This is a genomic window from Flavobacterium sp. 38 (genome assembly GCF_057799715.1).
Genome location: NZ_JBYNWZ010000002.1, coordinates 639,565 through 656,529, shown reverse-complemented (window position 1 = coordinate 656,529; position 16,965 = coordinate 639,565). Strand labels below are relative to the sequence as shown.

The 16,965-nt window shown below is 33.9% G+C and carries 13 protein-coding genes; 2 read left to right on the top strand and 11 right to left on the bottom strand.

Features of this window, described 5'->3' with window-relative positions:
- Window positions 1–16: 16 nt before the first annotated feature.
- The 6 genes from AC3E9W_RS07940 to AC3E9W_RS07915 all read right to left on the bottom strand — a co-directional run bounded on the left by AC3E9W_RS07940 (window position 17) and on the right by AC3E9W_RS07915 (window position 5,316).
- Window positions 17–178 (bottom strand): hypothetical protein, encoded by a 162-nt coding sequence (locus tag AC3E9W_RS07940; RefSeq protein ID WP_488767959.1) that lies wholly within the window; start codon window positions 176–178, stop codon window positions 17–19.
- A gap of 190 nt (window positions 179–368) precedes the next feature.
- Window positions 369–851 (bottom strand): ABC transporter ATPase, encoded by a 483-nt coding sequence (locus tag AC3E9W_RS07935; protein ID WP_488767957.1) that lies wholly within the window; start codon window positions 849–851, stop codon window positions 369–371.
- A 94-nt stretch (window positions 852–945) separates the two neighbouring features.
- Window positions 946–1,737 (bottom strand): (Fe-S)-binding protein, encoded by a 792-nt coding sequence (locus AC3E9W_RS07930; RefSeq protein WP_306160467.1) that lies wholly within the window; start codon window positions 1,735–1,737, stop codon window positions 946–948.
- Window positions 1,738–1,834: 97 nt separating this feature from the next.
- On the bottom strand, window positions 1,835–3,172 hold the full coding sequence (locus AC3E9W_RS07925; protein WP_488767956.1) for a 4Fe-4S dicluster domain-containing protein: 1,338 nt from the start codon (window positions 3,170–3,172) through the stop codon (window positions 1,835–1,837).
- A 6-nt stretch (window positions 3,173–3,178) separates the two neighbouring features.
- Window positions 3,179–4,144 (bottom strand): MlaD family protein, encoded by a 966-nt coding sequence (locus tag AC3E9W_RS07920; RefSeq protein ID WP_306160471.1) that lies wholly within the window; start codon window positions 4,142–4,144, stop codon window positions 3,179–3,181.
- A gap of 50 nt (window positions 4,145–4,194) precedes the next feature.
- Entirely contained in the window at window positions 4,195–5,316 is a 1,122-nt protein-coding gene (locus AC3E9W_RS07915) for an N-acetylmuramoyl-L-alanine amidase family protein (protein ID WP_306160473.1), read from the bottom strand.
- Between the two features lie 82 nt (window positions 5,317–5,398).
- Here AC3E9W_RS07915 and AC3E9W_RS07910 point away from each other — a divergent pair, with 82 nt between their 5' ends.
- Window positions 5,399–8,113, top strand: a complete 2,715-nt coding sequence (locus tag AC3E9W_RS07910; protein WP_488767954.1) for a putative LPS assembly protein LptD — start codon at window positions 5,399–5,401, stop codon at window positions 8,111–8,113.
- Between the two features lie 28 nt (window positions 8,114–8,141).
- Window positions 8,142–8,522: a RidA family protein gene (locus AC3E9W_RS07905; RefSeq protein ID WP_488767952.1), complete on the top strand. Its 381-nt coding sequence runs from the start codon at window positions 8,142–8,144 to the stop codon at window positions 8,520–8,522.
- Here the strand turns inward: AC3E9W_RS07905 and AC3E9W_RS07900 are convergent.
- From AC3E9W_RS07900 to AC3E9W_RS07880, 5 genes are all read right to left on the bottom strand, one after another.
- Window positions 8,503–8,877 carry a methylglyoxal synthase gene (locus AC3E9W_RS07900; RefSeq protein WP_306160575.1) on the bottom strand — a complete coding sequence of 125 codons (375 nt, stop codon included), beginning with the start codon at window positions 8,875–8,877 and terminating at the stop codon, window positions 8,503–8,505. The two genes, AC3E9W_RS07905 and AC3E9W_RS07900, sit on opposite strands and share 20 nt — an antisense overlap.
- Before the next feature lie 10 nt (window positions 8,878–8,887).
- On the bottom strand, window positions 8,888–9,739 hold the full coding sequence (locus AC3E9W_RS07895; protein WP_306160479.1) for an N-acetylglucosamine kinase: 852 nt from the start codon (window positions 9,737–9,739) through the stop codon (window positions 8,888–8,890).
- A 131-nt stretch (window positions 9,740–9,870) separates the two neighbouring features.
- Window positions 9,871–10,875 (bottom strand): type I glyceraldehyde-3-phosphate dehydrogenase, encoded by a 1,005-nt coding sequence (gene gap / locus AC3E9W_RS07890; RefSeq protein WP_125722828.1) that lies wholly within the window; start codon window positions 10,873–10,875, stop codon window positions 9,871–9,873.
- 93 nt (window positions 10,876–10,968) lie between these two features.
- Entirely contained in the window at window positions 10,969–11,955 is a 987-nt protein-coding gene (pfkA, locus tag AC3E9W_RS07885; protein WP_306160482.1) for a 6-phosphofructokinase, read from the bottom strand.
- 309 nt (window positions 11,956–12,264) lie between these two features.
- Window positions 12,265–16,803 carry a translocation/assembly module TamB domain-containing protein gene (locus AC3E9W_RS07880; protein ID WP_488767950.1) on the bottom strand — a complete coding sequence of 1,513 codons (4,539 nt, stop codon included), beginning with the start codon at window positions 16,801–16,803 and terminating at the stop codon, window positions 12,265–12,267.
- Window positions 16,804–16,965 lie beyond the last annotated feature (162 nt).

Below are 16,965 nucleotides of genomic sequence, written 5' to 3'. Positions count from 1 at the left end.
TTTTGACAAAATTAGATTAATCCGGTTGATAAATATTTTTAGAAGCAGAACTAAAAGTTTCAAAAAGAACACCTGTCCCGCTGTCCGCTATATCTTTTCCTGGTCTCGTTTTTTGAGAACGAGACCAGAAAAAGGATACCGCTCCCATCGGGGCTAATTTAGAAGTTTTGTTTTTCATTAGAAATTAAACACCTAAAGCAACTTTGTCAAAGTTTGAAACTTTGACGAAGTTTGATGTTAACGAAATTTGATATTGACGTTACTAAACCTGACAGGTTTTAAAAACCGGTTTCCAACTTTAAACCTGAAACCTGAAACAAAAAAAAGCGAAACACAAGTTTCGCTTTTTTTTAATCTTTTATATATTTTTAGAAAAATCTGCTATGCCAGCTGTCTGCTGCAGGAACTTCCCAAGCATCATTAAATTCTTCAATATTATTTACCAGATTATTAAACACAATTGTATTTGCCGTTACTGCTTTATCTTTAACCATTTTTTTGAAGTCAATTAATGGTTTATGAGCGATATGATCTCCAAGTTTGAAAGTAACGTTCATTTTATCTAATAAATCAACGTTATATTTCTTTTCTAATCCTTGAATAAATTCAACAGAACTATCAATAGAACAGCCTGTAGCGGCTTGCACATATTGATTAACTGCCAAGATAATAAATCGGTTGTATTTCAATAAAAACGAAGCTTCAAGACTTGTGCCGTGTGCAGCCCATTGTTCTACAAAAGCTTTTAAATCTGTTTCGATTTCAGAAAACTCTTCCTCAGAAAATTTTCTGTTCGATTGGTAAATCCAGACTCTAGATTCACCTGGTAAATTTTCAAAAGGTATATACATTTTTTAATTTTAGATTGTTGATTTTAGATTTTAGATTGAGAAAATTCAGATTTCAAGTTAAAAAACTTAGAAGCTAGAATCTTAGCATCTCTAATTAAAGATCTTGCGCGTTTGCAATTAATTCTGCTATATCCAGAACTTTAACTTGACCTTCTTTTTCTTTATTTTTAATTCCGTCCGTTAACATCGTGTTACAGAATGGGCATCCCGCTGCGATAATATCTGGCTGCGTTTCCAAAGCATCTTCTGTACGAAGAACGTTTACTTCTTTATTTCCAGGTTCAGCATCTTTAAACATTTGAGCTCCTCCTGCTCCACAGCATAATCCGTTTGCTTTAGAACGTTTCATTTCAACTAATTCAACATCTAATTTCTGAATTAAATCTCTTGGCGCTTCGTAAACTTGATTTGCTCTTCCTAAATAGCAAGGATCGTGGAAAGTGATTTTTTTACCTTTAAATTGTCCGCCCTCAACAGTCAATCTTCCATCATCAATTAATGATTTTAAAAACTGTGTATGATGAATAACTTCGTAATTACCTCCTAATTCTGGATATTCATTTTTCAGCGTATTAAAACAGTGAGGACAAGCTGTAACAATTTTTTTAGCTTCATAAGCATTCAAAACCTCGATATTCATCATGGCCTGCATTTGAAACAAAAATTCATTTCCAGCCCTTTTTGCAGGATCACCCGTACAACTCTCTTCTGTACCTAAAACTGCAAAAGAAACATTGGTACGATTTAAAATTCGTACAAACGCTTTAGTAATTTTTTTTGCTCTATCATCAAAACTTCCTGCGCAACCTACCCAAAACAAGACCTCTGGCTGTTTTCCTTCGGCAAGCATTTCTGCCATTGTTGGCACTACTAAACTTTCTGACATCTCTCTTTTTTTTGTTAAATCGGTTTCCTCACAGTAAACCTCAATATATTTTAAAATCGAATAAACAGTTAAAGACTAACCGATTAAACAATAAATTTTAATTCTCGTTTTTCCAATTTAAACGGTCTTGTTGGCTATACTGCCAAGGTGCACCGTTGTTTTCAATATTAGTCATCATTGCGTTTAATGACATTGGCGCGGCACTTTGTTCCATCACCAAGTATCGACGCATATCCATAATAATAGATAACGGACTAATATTTACAGGACATTCTTCAACGCATGCATTACAAGAGGTACAAGCCCATAATTCTTCTGGCGTGATATAATCGTTTAGTAATGTTTTATTATCTGGCACAAAAGTCCCTTTGTTTGCATCGATATTTTTACCTACTTCTGTCAAACGGTCTCTCGTATCCATCATAATTTTACGCGGAGACAATTTTTTACCGGTTTGATTGGCAGGACAAGAAGAAGTACAACGTCCACATTCCGTACAGGTATAAGCATTTAATAGCTGAACCCAGTTTAAATCCTGAACATCACTTGCACCAAACTTAGCCGGATGCGCATTTTCATCAACTGGAGCCGCCGCAAACGGATCAGCATTTGGATCCATCATTAATTTTACTTCTTTTGTAACCGAAGCTAAATTATCAAACTTCCCTTCTGGTTCAAGATTTGCAAAATAGGTATTTGGGAATGCCAAAAGAATGTGCAAATGTTTTGAGAAGTATAAATAGTTCATGAAAACTAAAATACCTGCAATGTGCAGCCACCAGAAAACTTCGAATAGCAATCCTACAGTTTCATTTGACACACCATTAAAAATTGGTGCGATAAACTGGCTTATCGGATAACTTCCTGCTTTATGAAAATGAGAATATCCTCCTGGCACATTTTGTAAGTGCAAATCGGAAGCATTCATCAATAAAAACAGTATCATCAAAACGGTTTCAAAATACAAGATATAATTGGCATCGCTTTTTGGAAATCCAGTTAAATCAGAATGGATAAAACGTTTTAATCGGATAAAATTTCTTCTAATCCAAAAAGTAACTACGGCAATAATCACCAATATTGCCAATATTTCAAATGAAGCAATTAGAACATCATACACTACACCTAAATACGGCGCAAAAATTCTATGCGTTCCAAAAAGTCCATCAATAATAATTTCTAATAATTCGATATTAATTATAATGAAACCTACATATACAAAAATATGAAGGATTCCGGCAACAGGGCGTCTCACCATTTTTGACTGCCCAAGAGCAATCAAAGCCATGTTTTTCCAACGAGCTTTAGGATTATCTTTTCGATCTACATCAACTCCAAGATTAATGTTTCGGTAGATTTTTTTTACGCTCGCTGCAAAAAAGCCGAAACCTACTATAAGAAGTATGGCAAATAAAATATTATCTAAATAACTCATTTATAATTATTTTTTATCAGTTGAGTTTGTTTCTTCTGTTGGTGCTACATACGGTTTATTTTTCTTTCCGAAAAGAGAAACGTTTACGTAACGGGTTGGATAAAGACGAACATCTTGCAATAACAATTCAAGCTCTTTTGAAGTTTTTGCTAGATTATTGTACAATGCATCATCATTCAATAATTTTCCTGCTGTTCCTTTTCCTGAATTCAAGTTCGCCATTAAACCATCAACTTTAGCTAAAGTCTGGTTTAGGTTTCGAACCGTTTTCCCTAAATCTGCTTTATTTAATGAATCAGAAATTTTGTTAAAGTTGCTAGATACTTTATTAAAATTAGAAACCATTCCATTAATCTGTCCTTTATTAGTATCTAGGATATTGTTTAAACTACCTGAAGCTTTATGAAATTGTGTCATTGTTTGGCTCAACTCAGCAATTGTTTTCTTTAGATTTTCTTGAGTATTCTTATCTAAAGTATTATTCAATCCTGAAACCAGAACGTCAATATTGACAAGCATTTTTTCTAGCTTTTGCTGAATTGGCTCCAGTTTTCCGCCTAAAGATTCTGTCAATCCCAATTCGACAGTAGAAGTTAATTTCTGTCCGTCTTCTACCAATTCTTTACTAGTAAAATCTGGAATGATTTTAATTTGTTTCCCAGCAATTAATCCAGGAGAATAAATTGCAGCTGTACTGCTTTTTGTAATTGGAAAATCTGTTTTAAGCTGAAGTTCTACTAGTAATTTACCAGTCACTTCATTAATTGTAATTTTATTTACTTTACCAATCGCAAGTCCGTTTAGGGTTACTGGCGCTGATGGTGACAAATCTTCAACATTATCATATTCAGCATATAAAATGGTATAATTTGTAAAAAGATCTCTGCCTTTTAAAAAACTATATCCCCAGATAAATAATAAAATAGACGCGATGACTAAAATAGCCGTTTTAATTTCTCTTGTTAGTTTCAAAATTCTAAGTGTTTGTACAAAATTAATATAAATATTCGAACTTGCGCTGATTATTTAATCGCGTCCTGAATACTGATTTTTTCTCCATCTTTAGTTGCCACTAAAAATGCAGCACCATATCCTTTACTTTTAGCTTCTTGCAGGTATTTTTGAGCTGTTTCGTAACTTGGAGTTTCTTCGTAGAAATATTTATAAATATTATTTTCGTATACCATTGATACATTTTTAAGCCCTTTAAAGTTTTTAGGCTCTAAAGGTGTTTTTTTAATACTTGCAATTAGCTGCACTTTAAAGAAAGTTCCTTTTGGAGCATTTTTAGCTACTGCAACTGGAGCAGCTGTTTTTGGTTTTGCAGGCGTAGTATCTCTTACGGGCCGACTTTCAGTAGCTTCCGCTCCTGTCCCAAAATATTCGCGTTTGTAACTTAAGATTGCTTCTGCGATTGCTCTTGCAATATCGTCTTGACCTTCTTCAGAATTCAGAATATTCCCTTCTGTCGGATTCGATACAAATCCTGTTTCGACCAAAACTCTAGGCATGTAAGCTTTATGAAGTACCATGAAAGGCGCTTGCTTTACACCTCCCTGACGAAGTTTTTTTCCTAATTTCTCAAAATTATCTTCAATTTTAGTAGCAAGCGAAATACTATTATCTAAATATTCTTCTTGCATTAAAGTCATACCAATCATCGATTCTGGAGAATTAGGGTCGTATCCTTCATATTTACGTTTGTAGTCTTTCTCAAGTGTAATTACAGAGTTCTCCTTTTTTGCCGCTTCAAGGTTCGATGCAACTTTACTCAAACCCATTACATACGTTTCAGTTCCATCGGCTGCTGTATTTTTATTGGCATTACAGTGAATAGACACAAAAATATTCGAATTGGCTCTGTTGGCAATGTTAGCCCTTTCAACCAAATCTATAAAAACGTCTGTTTTTCGAGTATAAATAACATTAACATTCGGATTAAGCTCTAAAATCTTCCCTACTTTCAAAACAATAGCTAAAGCAATATTCTTTTCGATCCGTCCGCTATAAACAGCTCCAAAGTCATGATCTCCGTGTCCGGCATCAAGCGTAACCTTAAACACATTTGACTGACTATGAGCACAAAAGGATGAAATTATTAGAAATAAAGTAAATATTACCTTAAATTTGTTAATTCTATTCATAAATCTAAAAGTTAATTTTAATAAAATGCAGCTGTTATAATTTTTAGAATTGATTATTTTTGCCAAAAAATTATATGTAAGTTTGACATGTCAAAAAACAAGCCATAATTTTACAAAAATAGCATTTAAACCTTTGCACACAAACTTATTTAATATCGTTTTAATATCATTTTTCCTAACTATAGGTTGTGGTAATTTATATTCGCAAGAGATAAAAAACAAAAAAAAGTCTTTACCTGCTGGAAAACAAACAGATAAAACTACTTCTGTAGAAAAACCAGCTATAATTCCAACAGATACTATAAAATTAGATACTGTTAGGCCTAAAAAAACTTTTTTGGATGGAAAAGTAAGATACGTAGCGAAAGATTATGCTAAAATCGACCAGAAAAATAAACTGATCACTTTATATAATGAAGCAGAATTATACTATAAAGATGTTGAATTAAAATCGGGTATAATTGTTCTTAATTATGAAAAAGATGAAGTTTATGCCGGAAGAATTAAAGATTCTGCTGGGGTTTTAACGCAATATCCTAACTTCAAACAAGGATCAAGCGAAGTGCAGCCAGATTCCATCCGATTTAATTTTAAAACTAAAAAAGCCTTAATCTACAATTCTAGAACAGAACAAGGCGAATTTAAAATTAAAGCTGCCGTTACTAAAAAAGAAAACGATTCTGTGTACTTTTTAAAAGGCGCGAGATTTACCACTTCAACAGATGTCGATCATCCTGAATACTATTTCCAAACGAGTAAAGTTAAATTTATACCTGGAAAAAAAGTAATTACAGGTTTAACGAATATGGTAATTGCTGATGTCCCTACTCCTTTGGCATTGCCTTTTGCGTATTTCCCAATGAGTCAGGAAAAAAGCGTTTCTGGTATTATTATTCCTAGTTATAACGATTCTAATACTAGAGGTTTTTCATTACAGAACGGAGGTTATTATTTTGCATTGAGCGACAATTACGACTTAACCGTACTCGGAGATTATTATACCAACGGAAGTTACGCCATGCGATTTGAATCAGCGTATGCAACGCGATATAAATACAGAGGAAACGTGAATATCCGTTTTGAGAACTTAATTAGCAGCGAACGCGGTTATCCCGATTATTCTAAACAAAGCATTTACAACATTCAGTGGTCACATTCTAAAGACACAAAATCGAATCCGAATTCTACTTTTTCGGCTTCTGTCAACATGGGTAGTAGTAAATACTTCAAACAATCGATCAACCAAGCCAATATCGGATCGAACTTAAATAACACCTTAAGTTCGTCTATTTCATACAACAGAACCTTTAATACGATTCCAGGTTCGCGTATTTCTCTATCAGCGACTCATAGCCAGAATACGCAGACAGAAGACATTATTATGACCCTTCCGTCTTTACAAGGAAGTATTGACCGTATCTATCCTTTTGTTGGAAAGAATGGGGTAAAAAAAGGATTAATTAAAAACATCAACTTACAGTACAATGTAAGCGGTAAAAACTATTTCAAAACAAAAGATTCATTGTTCTTCAAACCTCAGATGTTCAATGATGCGCAGTTAGGATTACAGCAAACTATTCCGTTGAGTACTAACTTTAAAATCTTCAAATATTTTAGTGCTGGAGCTTCTACAACTTATCAGGAAACATGGGTAAACAAAACCATCAAAAAAGTTTACGATCCTGCCGAAGGAGAAACAGTCAACCAAACTGTTAATGGTTTTGATGCTTTTAGAACATACAATTTCAGCACCAATTTAGGTACGACGATTTACGGAACTTTTAATTTCGGAGAAGATAAAAAAATTCAATCTATTAGACACGTAATGCGTCCGAGTATTACATACGCTTACACGCCAAGTTTTGAAAAATATTACGACACTTATGCTGTAGATGCCTCTGGAAGAATTACTTCTGAATACACAAGATTTGAAAACGGATTGTACGGAGCGCCTGGAAAAGACAACTCTAATATTGTTGGTTTTGCTTTGAGCAATACTTTTGAAGCTAAAGTAAGAGACCGAGACAGCACAAAAACAGAGCCTAAGAAGATCATGCTGTTAAACAACTTAAACTTCAGTACAAGTTACAATTTCAATGCTGACGGTAAATCAACATTTGGATGGCAGCCTGTATTGGTAAGTGGTGGAACGCAGTTTTTTGATAATAAAATGAATATGAACTTTGGTGCCACATTAGATCCGTATGCGATCGATAATGGTGGTAACAAAATTGATAAATTCAACATTGACAATGGCGGAAGTTTATTTAGAATGACTAGTGCCAACGTAACCATAAACTACTCGTTCTCGAATAAAGGAACTGGGAAAGAAAAAAATACGCAGAGTCAGCGGAATGGTGGACGAAGCGATGACTTGTTTGGTACCAATACCGACTTAAATGACAGCCGTAACAGCCAGTTTGCCAATGAACCTGAAAAAGAAGATGTGATTACAGAATTCTTTAACTCTAAAGTTCCGTGGGACATGACACTTGCCTATTCGTTAACGTATTCAAACATTAAACGAGAAAGCACGATTTCTGGAAACTCGATCATGGTTTCTATCAATACCGATCTTACTCCTAAGTGGAAAGCTGGAGTTTCTACGGGTTACGATTTTGTACAAAAAGGAGTTACCTTTACACAATTCCGTTTTGAAAGAGATTTATTAAGCTGGAGGATGGCTTTTAACTGGCAGCCTTTAGGAACAAACTCTAACTGGAATTTCTTTATCGGAATTAAATCTGGCATGCTTAGCGATATCAAATGGAACAAACGAAGCGTTTCAAATAGATAAACTACTTTCGAATCCAAATACTTTCATTATGAAAAAAATAATTTTTACCGAGAAAGCTCCGGCTCCAATCGGGCCTTATAATCAAGCCGTATTATCTGGAAATACTCTTTATGCTTCTGGGCAAATTGCAATCAATCCTGAGTCAGGAGAATTGATTACAGAGAACATTAATGACGAAACACACCAAGTAATGCAAAACATTGCTGCAATCTTAGAAGCTGCAGGAATGACTTTTGAAAATGTTGTAAAGTCAACTATCTTCATCATGGACATGAATAACTTTGGAGCAATAAACACGGTTTACGGATCTTATTTTAACGAAAAAACCGCTCCAGCTCGTGAAACGGTTCAAGTGGCTTGTCTGCCAAAAAATGTTAATGTAGAGATTTCTATAATCGCTGTGCAATAGCATCTAATAATAATTGTGCCGTTGCTTCATTGGTTGCCAGCGGCACATTATGCACATCGCAAACACGAATCAGCATATTAATATCTGCTTCATGCGGATGGCTCGATAGAGGATCTTTAAAAAAGAAAACCATCTGCGTAATTCCTTCCGCAACTCTTCCTGCAATTTGCGCATCGCCTCCAAGCGGTCCAGAAAGCATTCTCTGCGTTTTAAATCCAGCAGCTTCTGCTTTTCCTCCCGTAGTACCAGTCCCAATAAGCCTTATTTTTTCATTATGCAAAATAGCTTCATTTTTGATTAAGAAATCAATTAAATCCGCTTTTTTACCATCATGAGCAATAATGGCAATTTCCATAAAACCAGAACTATTGATTAGCGACATGGTAAGCAATTAATCCATCAATAGGTCTTCTTAAAACATTCCCTAATTGAAGTTCATATTTATCAAATGTCTCTTGCAATTCGTCTTTTAAATAAAAAGCAATTGAACCAACAAAATGTACCGGAACTTCTTTGCAGTTATCAAACTGTTTGATGTAGTTTTTAACGAAAGACTTCATTCCTTTGAAAATAATTTTTCTGCAGAATTCTGAGTCTTTATGTTTAATTAAAAACTTAGCGAAAGTTGCCAAATAAGCATTTGGATTTGGTTCTTTGTATAATTTATTTTTAATAAAATCAGGATCAACGTCGTATTCCTTTTCAAATTCAACCGCCAATTCTTTAGGCATTTTATTAAAATAGTATTTTCTAATTAATTCTTTTCCAAAAACATTACCACTGCAGTCATCCATTACGATATATCCTAATGACTGAACTTTTTGGTGCAATACTTTTCCATCAAAGTAACTGCAGTTAGATCCTGTTCCTAAGATTGAAACAATCGCTTCCTGCCCTTTTGGAGTTGTAGCATAAACAGCAGCATAAGTATCTTCCTGAACGTCAACAATAGCGTTAGAAAAGTACTCTTGAAAAACTTGTTTTAAATACTCTTTCATTCTATCTGTACCACATCCGGCACCGTAAAAGAACAAATGAGTTGCTTCTTTTTTATTTTGTAAAATATCAAAACGGTCGTTTAATCTGGTGATGATTTCTGGCCCGTCTAGAATTTCAGGATTTAATCCTAAAGTTTGTGTTGTGAATAATACTTTTCCATTATCATCTATCGCAATCCAATCGGCTTTAGTAGATCCACTGTCAACTATTAATTTCATTTGTTTAGTTTTTGGAATTAGGTTTTTCTATTTTTAATTTAAAAGTGTATTTTTTACATTAATTATAGAAGTAACAAAATAAGAAAATCCCGTTATTTTAAAGTAACGGGATTTTGCAAAAATATATATTATTATTTTAAACCTGCAATATGTACAGATAAATCGATTAATTTGCTTGAGTATCCGTACTCATTATCATACCAAGAAACTAATTTGAAGAAAGTTGAATTCAAACCAATTCCAGCACCAGCATCAACGATAGAAGTTCTTTTATCTGAGATAAAATCTTGAGAAACTACTGCATCTTCAGTATATCCTAAGATACCTTTTAATTCGTTTTCAGAAGCTTTTTTCAAAACAGCCATAATTTCTTCGTATGAAGTTTCTTTAGCTACTTTTACAGTTAAATCTACTGTAGAAACGTCAGCAGTAGGAACACGGAAAGCCATACCAGTTAATTTTCCGTTCAATTCTGGAATAACTTTTCCAACCGCTTTTGCAGCACCTGTTGAAGAAGGAATGATGTTGATTGCAGCAGCACGCCCACCTCTCCAGTCTTTTCTAGAAGGTCCGTCAGCTGTCATTTGAGTTGAAGTAGTTGCGTGAACAGTAGTCATTAAACCTTCAACGATTCCGAAATTATCATTGATAACTTTAGCTAATGGAGCTAAACAGTTTGTAGTACAAGAAGCGTTAGAAACTACTAAATCTGAAGCTTTTGCAGATTCGTGGTTAACACCCATTACAAACATTGGAGCATCTGCAGATGGAGCAGAAATGATTACTTTTTTAGCACCACCTTTTAAGTGCTCACTTGCAGTTTCGATAGTTGTGAAGATACCAGTACATTCAGCTACTACATCTACATCAACTTCGTTCCATTTTAAGTCAGCAGGATTTCTTTCTGCAGTAATACGGATGTTTCTTCCGTTTACATATAGTTTTCCTTCTTTAACTTCTACAGTTCCGTCGAAACGACCGTGAACTGAATCATATTTTAATAAATAAGCTAAGTGATCTACGTCTAACAAGTCGTTGATTGCAACAACTTCTACATTATCTCTATTGAAAGACTCTCTAAAAACGATTCTTCCGATACGTCCAAATCCGTTTATTCCTAATTTTACTTTTGACATTTTACTAAATTTTTGCTTTTGTTTTTATTACACTATTTCAAAGTCTAATTTCCTCACAATAAACTTCTCTTCTTTTTTAAACTTTTATATGAATTATGTTGACATGATGTCAGCCACTTTTAATAATTCTCTATCAATTTCTGATTTTCCTTTAATAGCTTGCTCAAGTGGTGTCAAGATCACTTTGTCTTCGCGAAGTCCAACCATATAATTAGATTTTCCTTCAATTAAAGACTCAACTGCTTTTACTCCTAAACGGCTTGCTAAAACACGGTCAAAACAAGATGGAGAACCACCACGCTGCATATGTCCTAAAACAGAAACGCGTACATCGTACTCAGGTAAATTAGCCTCAACATAATCTTTTAATTCGAATACGTTTTTACCAATTTTATCTCCCTCAGCAATTACCACAATACTTGATGATTTTCCTGATGCTTTACTTTTTTGAAGTGAATCTAAAAGACGATCTAAACCTAAATCTTCTTCAGGAATAAGGATTTCTTCTGCTCCTGCACCAATACCTGCATTAAGAGCAATATGACCAGCATCTCTACCCATAACCTCTACAAAGAAAAGACGGTTGTGAGAACTTGCCGTGTCTCTAATTTTATCGATACAGTCTACAACAGTATTTAAAGCTGTGTCGTACCCAAGAGTAAAACTTGTACCATAAATATCATTATCGATTGTACCTGGTATTCCCATAACTGGGAAACCAAATTCTGAATTAAAAATTAATCCTCCAGTAAAACTACCGTCACCGCCAATAACAACCAAAGCATCTACACCAGCCTTAACAAGGTTTTCGTGTGCTTTTTTTCTACCTTCAGGGGTTCTAAACTCAACTGAACGAGCCGATTTTAAGATCGTTCCACCTTTGTTTACAATATTATTTACGCTTCGTGGTCCCATTTCTTTGAAGTCTCCTTCAATCATTCCTTGATACCCTCTATAAATTCCGATGCATTCTATATTATGGTATGCGCAAGTTCGAACAACTGATCGTATTGCAGCATTCATTCCAGGTGAATCTCCTCCTGAGGTAAGAACACCTACTTTTTTTATTGTTTTTGGCATTATTTAAGTATTAAAGTGTAAAATTAGCAAACATTCAGCACTTTTCAGGTTACGATTATCATAAATTAATAAAATCTGTTAAATTCAAACGTTTTCGTTAATAAGTTTTTTCTAGGAAAAAATTTCATTAAAAATAATAAATCGCTATTTTTTTAATTAAATCGTCAAAATTAACAATACCCTGATGAAGTGTTATAAAAATCAGAATTTCCCGCTCACATGGAAAATTTTATTAGAGGGCTTAAATTTAGCACAAAAAAAACCATTATGAGAATAATGGTTTTATAAATGTATATTTTTAACAAAGTGTTAATAATCGTTATCAGGAATTAGTCCTTGATTATGGTTTGGAGACTGCTCTTCCTTCTTTTTCTTCTTTTCTTCTTCTTTTTTCCTTTTTTCTTCGTCTTCTTTTGCCTTTTTCTTATTTTTCTCCGATTCCTTTTTAGTTGTAAAATTCATGTAATCTGGATTTAAAGAAGAATCCTGCAGCTCATCTGACGAAGAACCTTTTACAGCCTTTTCTATTTTATGGCTTTTAAACAGCTTATTTACAAGTTCACTGAAGGTATCAAAATCGACTTCATACGAAATACCGACTCCTTGCGTATAACCAATTCCTTGCCCTATATAATTAATGTCGTTTTCTTTATTAAACAGACGAAGGTTCATTGTACCGTCTTCGTTGACACGATATAAAATCTCGATATCTCCCACAATTGCCGATTCGTTCACTCCGCCAACAGGAACTCCTAATTTACCATTAATCGTAATTCGTTCATTTACCTGAGAAGATATATTCGCCACAAATTGACCGTCAACCTCCTGCCCTGTTCTTCTGTCTGCGGCAATATAATTCAAATCGATATTTACTTTATCGTTATCTGACTTAATAATTCCTCCTAATAAACTTGAAGCCGTTTCTGATAAAGTTCCAGAGAAATCTCCCTGACTAAATCCGTCGGTACTCATAAACGAACCTGTAGACAACAAATAGAGCGCCTGCGTCTGGCGAATATCTTTATCATCTAACTTATATTGTATCTCCGATTTTAAAACATTACTAACAGACGGGAACTGAATATCAAAATTAGGCTCAGGATTTGATAAATCCCCTCGCAAACCAATTACTACTTCTACAGGAACTTTTTTATTGAATGACGAAGTATTATCTAAAAGGACTGCCGGATTGGCCTGCGTTTTATAAACCGCTTCTAAATTCAGCTGCGCACGCATCGGGTTTCCTTCCCAAATAATAGAACCTCCTTTTTTAACCGAGAATTTTTTATCGATAAGTCCGCCGTATTTAAAATTATAAGTTCCTTCGTATGCCTGGAAATCTCCCCACATATTAAATTTACCCAAAGTATTGATTTTAAACAAAAGCGATCCATATCCTTTTCCTTTCATACCATGCCCAGAATTTCGATCTAAAATCACTTCAACTTCGGCATCTGGCGTAATATCAAAATCAAACTCCAGCTCAAGTCCGTTGTAGTCTCTAGTTTTCTCTACAATTCCATTGGCTAGATTATATTTTTCTTGCGGCGTTACAAAGTGAATCCAGCTGCTTTCTCCAACACTTTGCACGTTATTAATCGGAATTTTAACTTCTGTTCCTTTCTCCGATTTCGCATCTACCTTAATAAAAAGACTTTCCACCGGCCCTCTTATACTCGCCGTTCCGTTTATAAATGCCGTTCCAAAATAAGCCGCATCATCACTGTCTTTTGTATCGAGTGCAACCAATCGTTTAGACGTAATATTTAAATCTAACTTCCAGTCGCCAAAATTTTTATGCTCGATACTTCCATTCAACAAACCTTTTGTACCATATTTAGTATCCGTTAACTGATTATTTCTAAACAAGAATTTTTCATTTGTCAAATCAATTACCGTTCGATCACTCAATTCATAATCGGTATTTAGGTACGGAATTGTCATTCCGGCTTTTTCTACATATAAACGCCCGTTGATTTCTGGTTTTTTCAAATTCCCAACAACAGCCGCATTTCCAGAAACAGAACCACGAACATTAGAAAGGACATCTCCGCCAATAGTTCCTAAAGTCGCCAGATTGAAACCTTCCAGTTTCAGGCTCATATCCATAATGGTTTCCTTATTTTCTACAGCAAAAGTTCCATTTGCTCTAAACGATTCGGTAAAACCATTTTGAATCGATGAATTAACCGTGAATTTCCTAAAACTTTCGTCTCCCGAAATATCAAAATTAAGCGTGCCTAATTCTGTTTTATTCATTACAAGGTGATCGATTTTAATGGATGCCGTAGGCTGATAAACATTTTTATTCTGCTTATAATTGACACTTCCATTCAAATTACCATCGAACACAAATTTGGAATTAGTAGGCGTAATTTTATTGATATCAACATCTTCAAATGTCAGCACCAGATCTTTATAATCTTTTCCTTTTATGACTCCGTTTAAATCAATTTTCTGATTTTCATGAGATAAAACAATATTGTCAAAATTGAAATTTCTAAAATACTGGTCAACAATAATCTGATTGTCTTTTTCAGCATCTTCATTTAAGTACCAGATATAGTCCTTAAATTTCATTTCCGATTTCTTGATTCCGATAATATTATTCTTGCTCTTGTCAATCGTATGATACAAATCTAGATTAAAATAATCTTCTCCCTGATTTCCACCTTTAAACTCCGAACGCACAAACAAAGTATCTTTTGCCGTAACATTAATCAAATTAAAATCACGTATTTTATAATACGGAGTTTTGATACTGTCTAACTCGACATAAGCATTATAAAGTGTATTCTTATTGTCGATATTAATACGGATATTATCAAACGTATTTTTGTCTGCTGTAATTTTTTTCGATCTAAAACGAAATTTAAACTCTTGTAAATCAGAATCTATTTTTCCTCTTACAACCGTAGAAGAATCTATATTGATTTGCGGATAAAGCATTTCGACCACTTTATCGTAAACACGGAAATTAAAACGCAGAAACTGTCCTTTTCTAACTTTGTAAGGTTTGTAATTGGTATATAAACTACCCACAGAATTCATCACCAATTTATCCAGCTGATCGAATCTAAATTTACCCACAATTTTTCCGTCAACCACATCATTCGAACTAATTGTAATAGTTCTCAAACGATCTGCATCAAACGTAGAATTCAAGTTTACCTGATCAAAAACATAAGTTGATTTTGGATTTTGATATTCGGCATCGTTTATAAAAATATCTCCCTGCAGGTTTTCAATAGAATTTCCAGTTAACTGAACGACAACATCTCCTTTAAAATGAGAAATAGAATCACCGACAAACTTCAATTTTCTTAAATCTGAATTTTCGACATTGATATGAAAATCATAGCGGTTTTCTCTTTTGCTTAAATCCAGCAAACCGTCAAAACTTAAATTTAAATTCGGATCGTTGATGGCGATTTGCCCTTTATAATAAGGCAATTTAAAGTTTCCGTTTACTACTATATTATTGTAAGTGTATTTATTATAATCGAGTTTCGAAATATCACCTTTAATAACGGTATTCAAATATTTTTCAGTAAAACCAACTCCGTCCACATCTAGATTCAAAGTCGTTTTGCCAATATCTTTTCTATTTAAAGCGGCGCCAATATCAAAATTGTTTAAAACAATATTTCCTGCATACGAAGCTTTATCAATAAAATCCATGTTATTCAGATGAAGATCGACTTCTCCATTTCCTAAATCGGTGGCAATTTTAAAAACGGTTTCTAAAGCTGTGGTCGATACTTTTGCTTTTCCAACAATATTGAATTTCCCAATTCGCTTCATTTCTTTCGGAAGTCTTTTACCTAAAACTCCTGGAAGCAGAATAACCAAATCATCGTAGCTAGAAAGCAGTTTATCAAATTTTCCATCCATAGAAAACTTCTGTTCTTTACTGCCTAGAAGATTCCTAAAATTGATAGTTCCGTTAATTTTTGATCCGTTTGTATCGCTTAATCGTAGCTTGGTAAGCGTCATATTATTAAGCGGACCGTCTAATTTTGTTTTCAGTTTAAAATGCTGATTTTTACCTAAACCGTCATAAAAATGGCGAATATCGTTTGTTGCAATCGAAGACGAATCTATCTTTACATCAAATCGAACTTTGTCGGTAAAATCAAGAAAATCTGATGGCTTATAATTTAAAATGGCTAAACCGTAAATAGAAGATCTTTTGGTTGTAATAGCCAAGTTTTCAACTTTAATCTGTTTTTTAGTATAACTGAATTTCCCAGCAAAATTAGACACATACAAACCGCGGTGATCCATAAACGAAAACCTGTGAATGTTGGTATTTACATCTGGCCCATACAATTTAAACTCGCTGATATAAGCGTTTAGTTTGGTGAAATCGAGAAATTTAGGAGTCGTTTTATTTTCATCAACAACAGAAAATCTTCCTTTTTCGATATAGGCGTTTTTAGCTGTTAGCAAAAAGTGTTTAGTCGATTTTTTCTTTGGCGTATTTTCAACTTCAAAAGCTTGTATAAACTTATTGATATTGTTCTCATCTTCGCCTTTATAGGTTTTCAGATTAAAAATCAGACCTGTTAAACGTAAATCTCCAAAAATTAAATCTCCATCCAACAATCTAGAGAAACTCGCAATATCAGTTGTAATGATATCCGAATAAATCATCGTTTTTTTATGATGATCTAAAATCGTTACTTTCTTCAATTTTACGCCTCCAAAAATATTGATCGCCGTTTTTTCAACATTAATATTAACCTTAAAATCTTCATTTAAAGAATTGGTGACATAATTGGCAATCTGTGTCTGAACCACAGGAAGAGAGAGTATGATAGCAAGAGCTAACAAAAGTAAAATCAACCCAATTAGGGTTCTGGATATTATTTTTTTTACTTTTTTGATAGCTTCTTTAATTTTAGTTTTCTTTTAATTTATTTTGAACAGACAAAGAGCCGCTGTTTTTGATAAAAATTCTTTAATTTTGGGCACTGCTTCTATCAAAGATATTTCTAAAGATTTGAC

Coding starts and splice junctions, on each gene's coding strand:
- AC3E9W_RS07940 (WP_488767959.1), bottom strand. CDS start 178: ATGAAAAACAAAACTTCTAAATTAGCCCCGATGGGAGCGGTATCCTTT.
- AC3E9W_RS07935 (WP_488767957.1), bottom strand. CDS start 851: ATGTATATACCTTTTGAAAATTTACCAGGTGAATCTAGAGTCTGGATT.
- AC3E9W_RS07930 (WP_306160467.1), bottom strand. CDS start 1,737: ATGTCAGAAAGTTTAGTAGTGCCAACAATGGCAGAAATGCTTGCCGAA.
- AC3E9W_RS07925 (WP_488767956.1), bottom strand. CDS start 3,172: ATGAGTTATTTAGATAATATTTTATTTGCCATACTTCTTATAGTAGGT.
- AC3E9W_RS07915 (WP_306160473.1), bottom strand. CDS start 5,316: ATGAATAGAATTAACAAATTTAAGGTAATATTTACTTTATTTCTAATA.
- AC3E9W_RS07905 (WP_488767952.1), top strand. CDS start 8,142: ATGAAAAAAATAATTTTTACCGAGAAAGCTCCGGCTCCAATCGGGCCT.
- AC3E9W_RS07900 (WP_306160575.1), bottom strand. CDS start 8,877: ATGGAAATTGCCATTATTGCTCATGATGGTAAAAAAGCGGATTTAATT.
- AC3E9W_RS07895 (WP_306160479.1), bottom strand. CDS start 9,739: ATGAAATTAATAGTTGACAGTGGATCTACTAAAGCCGATTGGATTGCG.
- gap (WP_125722828.1), bottom strand. CDS start 10,875: ATGTCAAAAGTAAAATTAGGAATAAACGGATTTGGACGTATCGGAAGA.
- pfkA (WP_306160482.1), bottom strand. CDS start 11,955: ATGCCAAAAACAATAAAAAAAGTAGGTGTTCTTACCTCAGGAGGAGAT.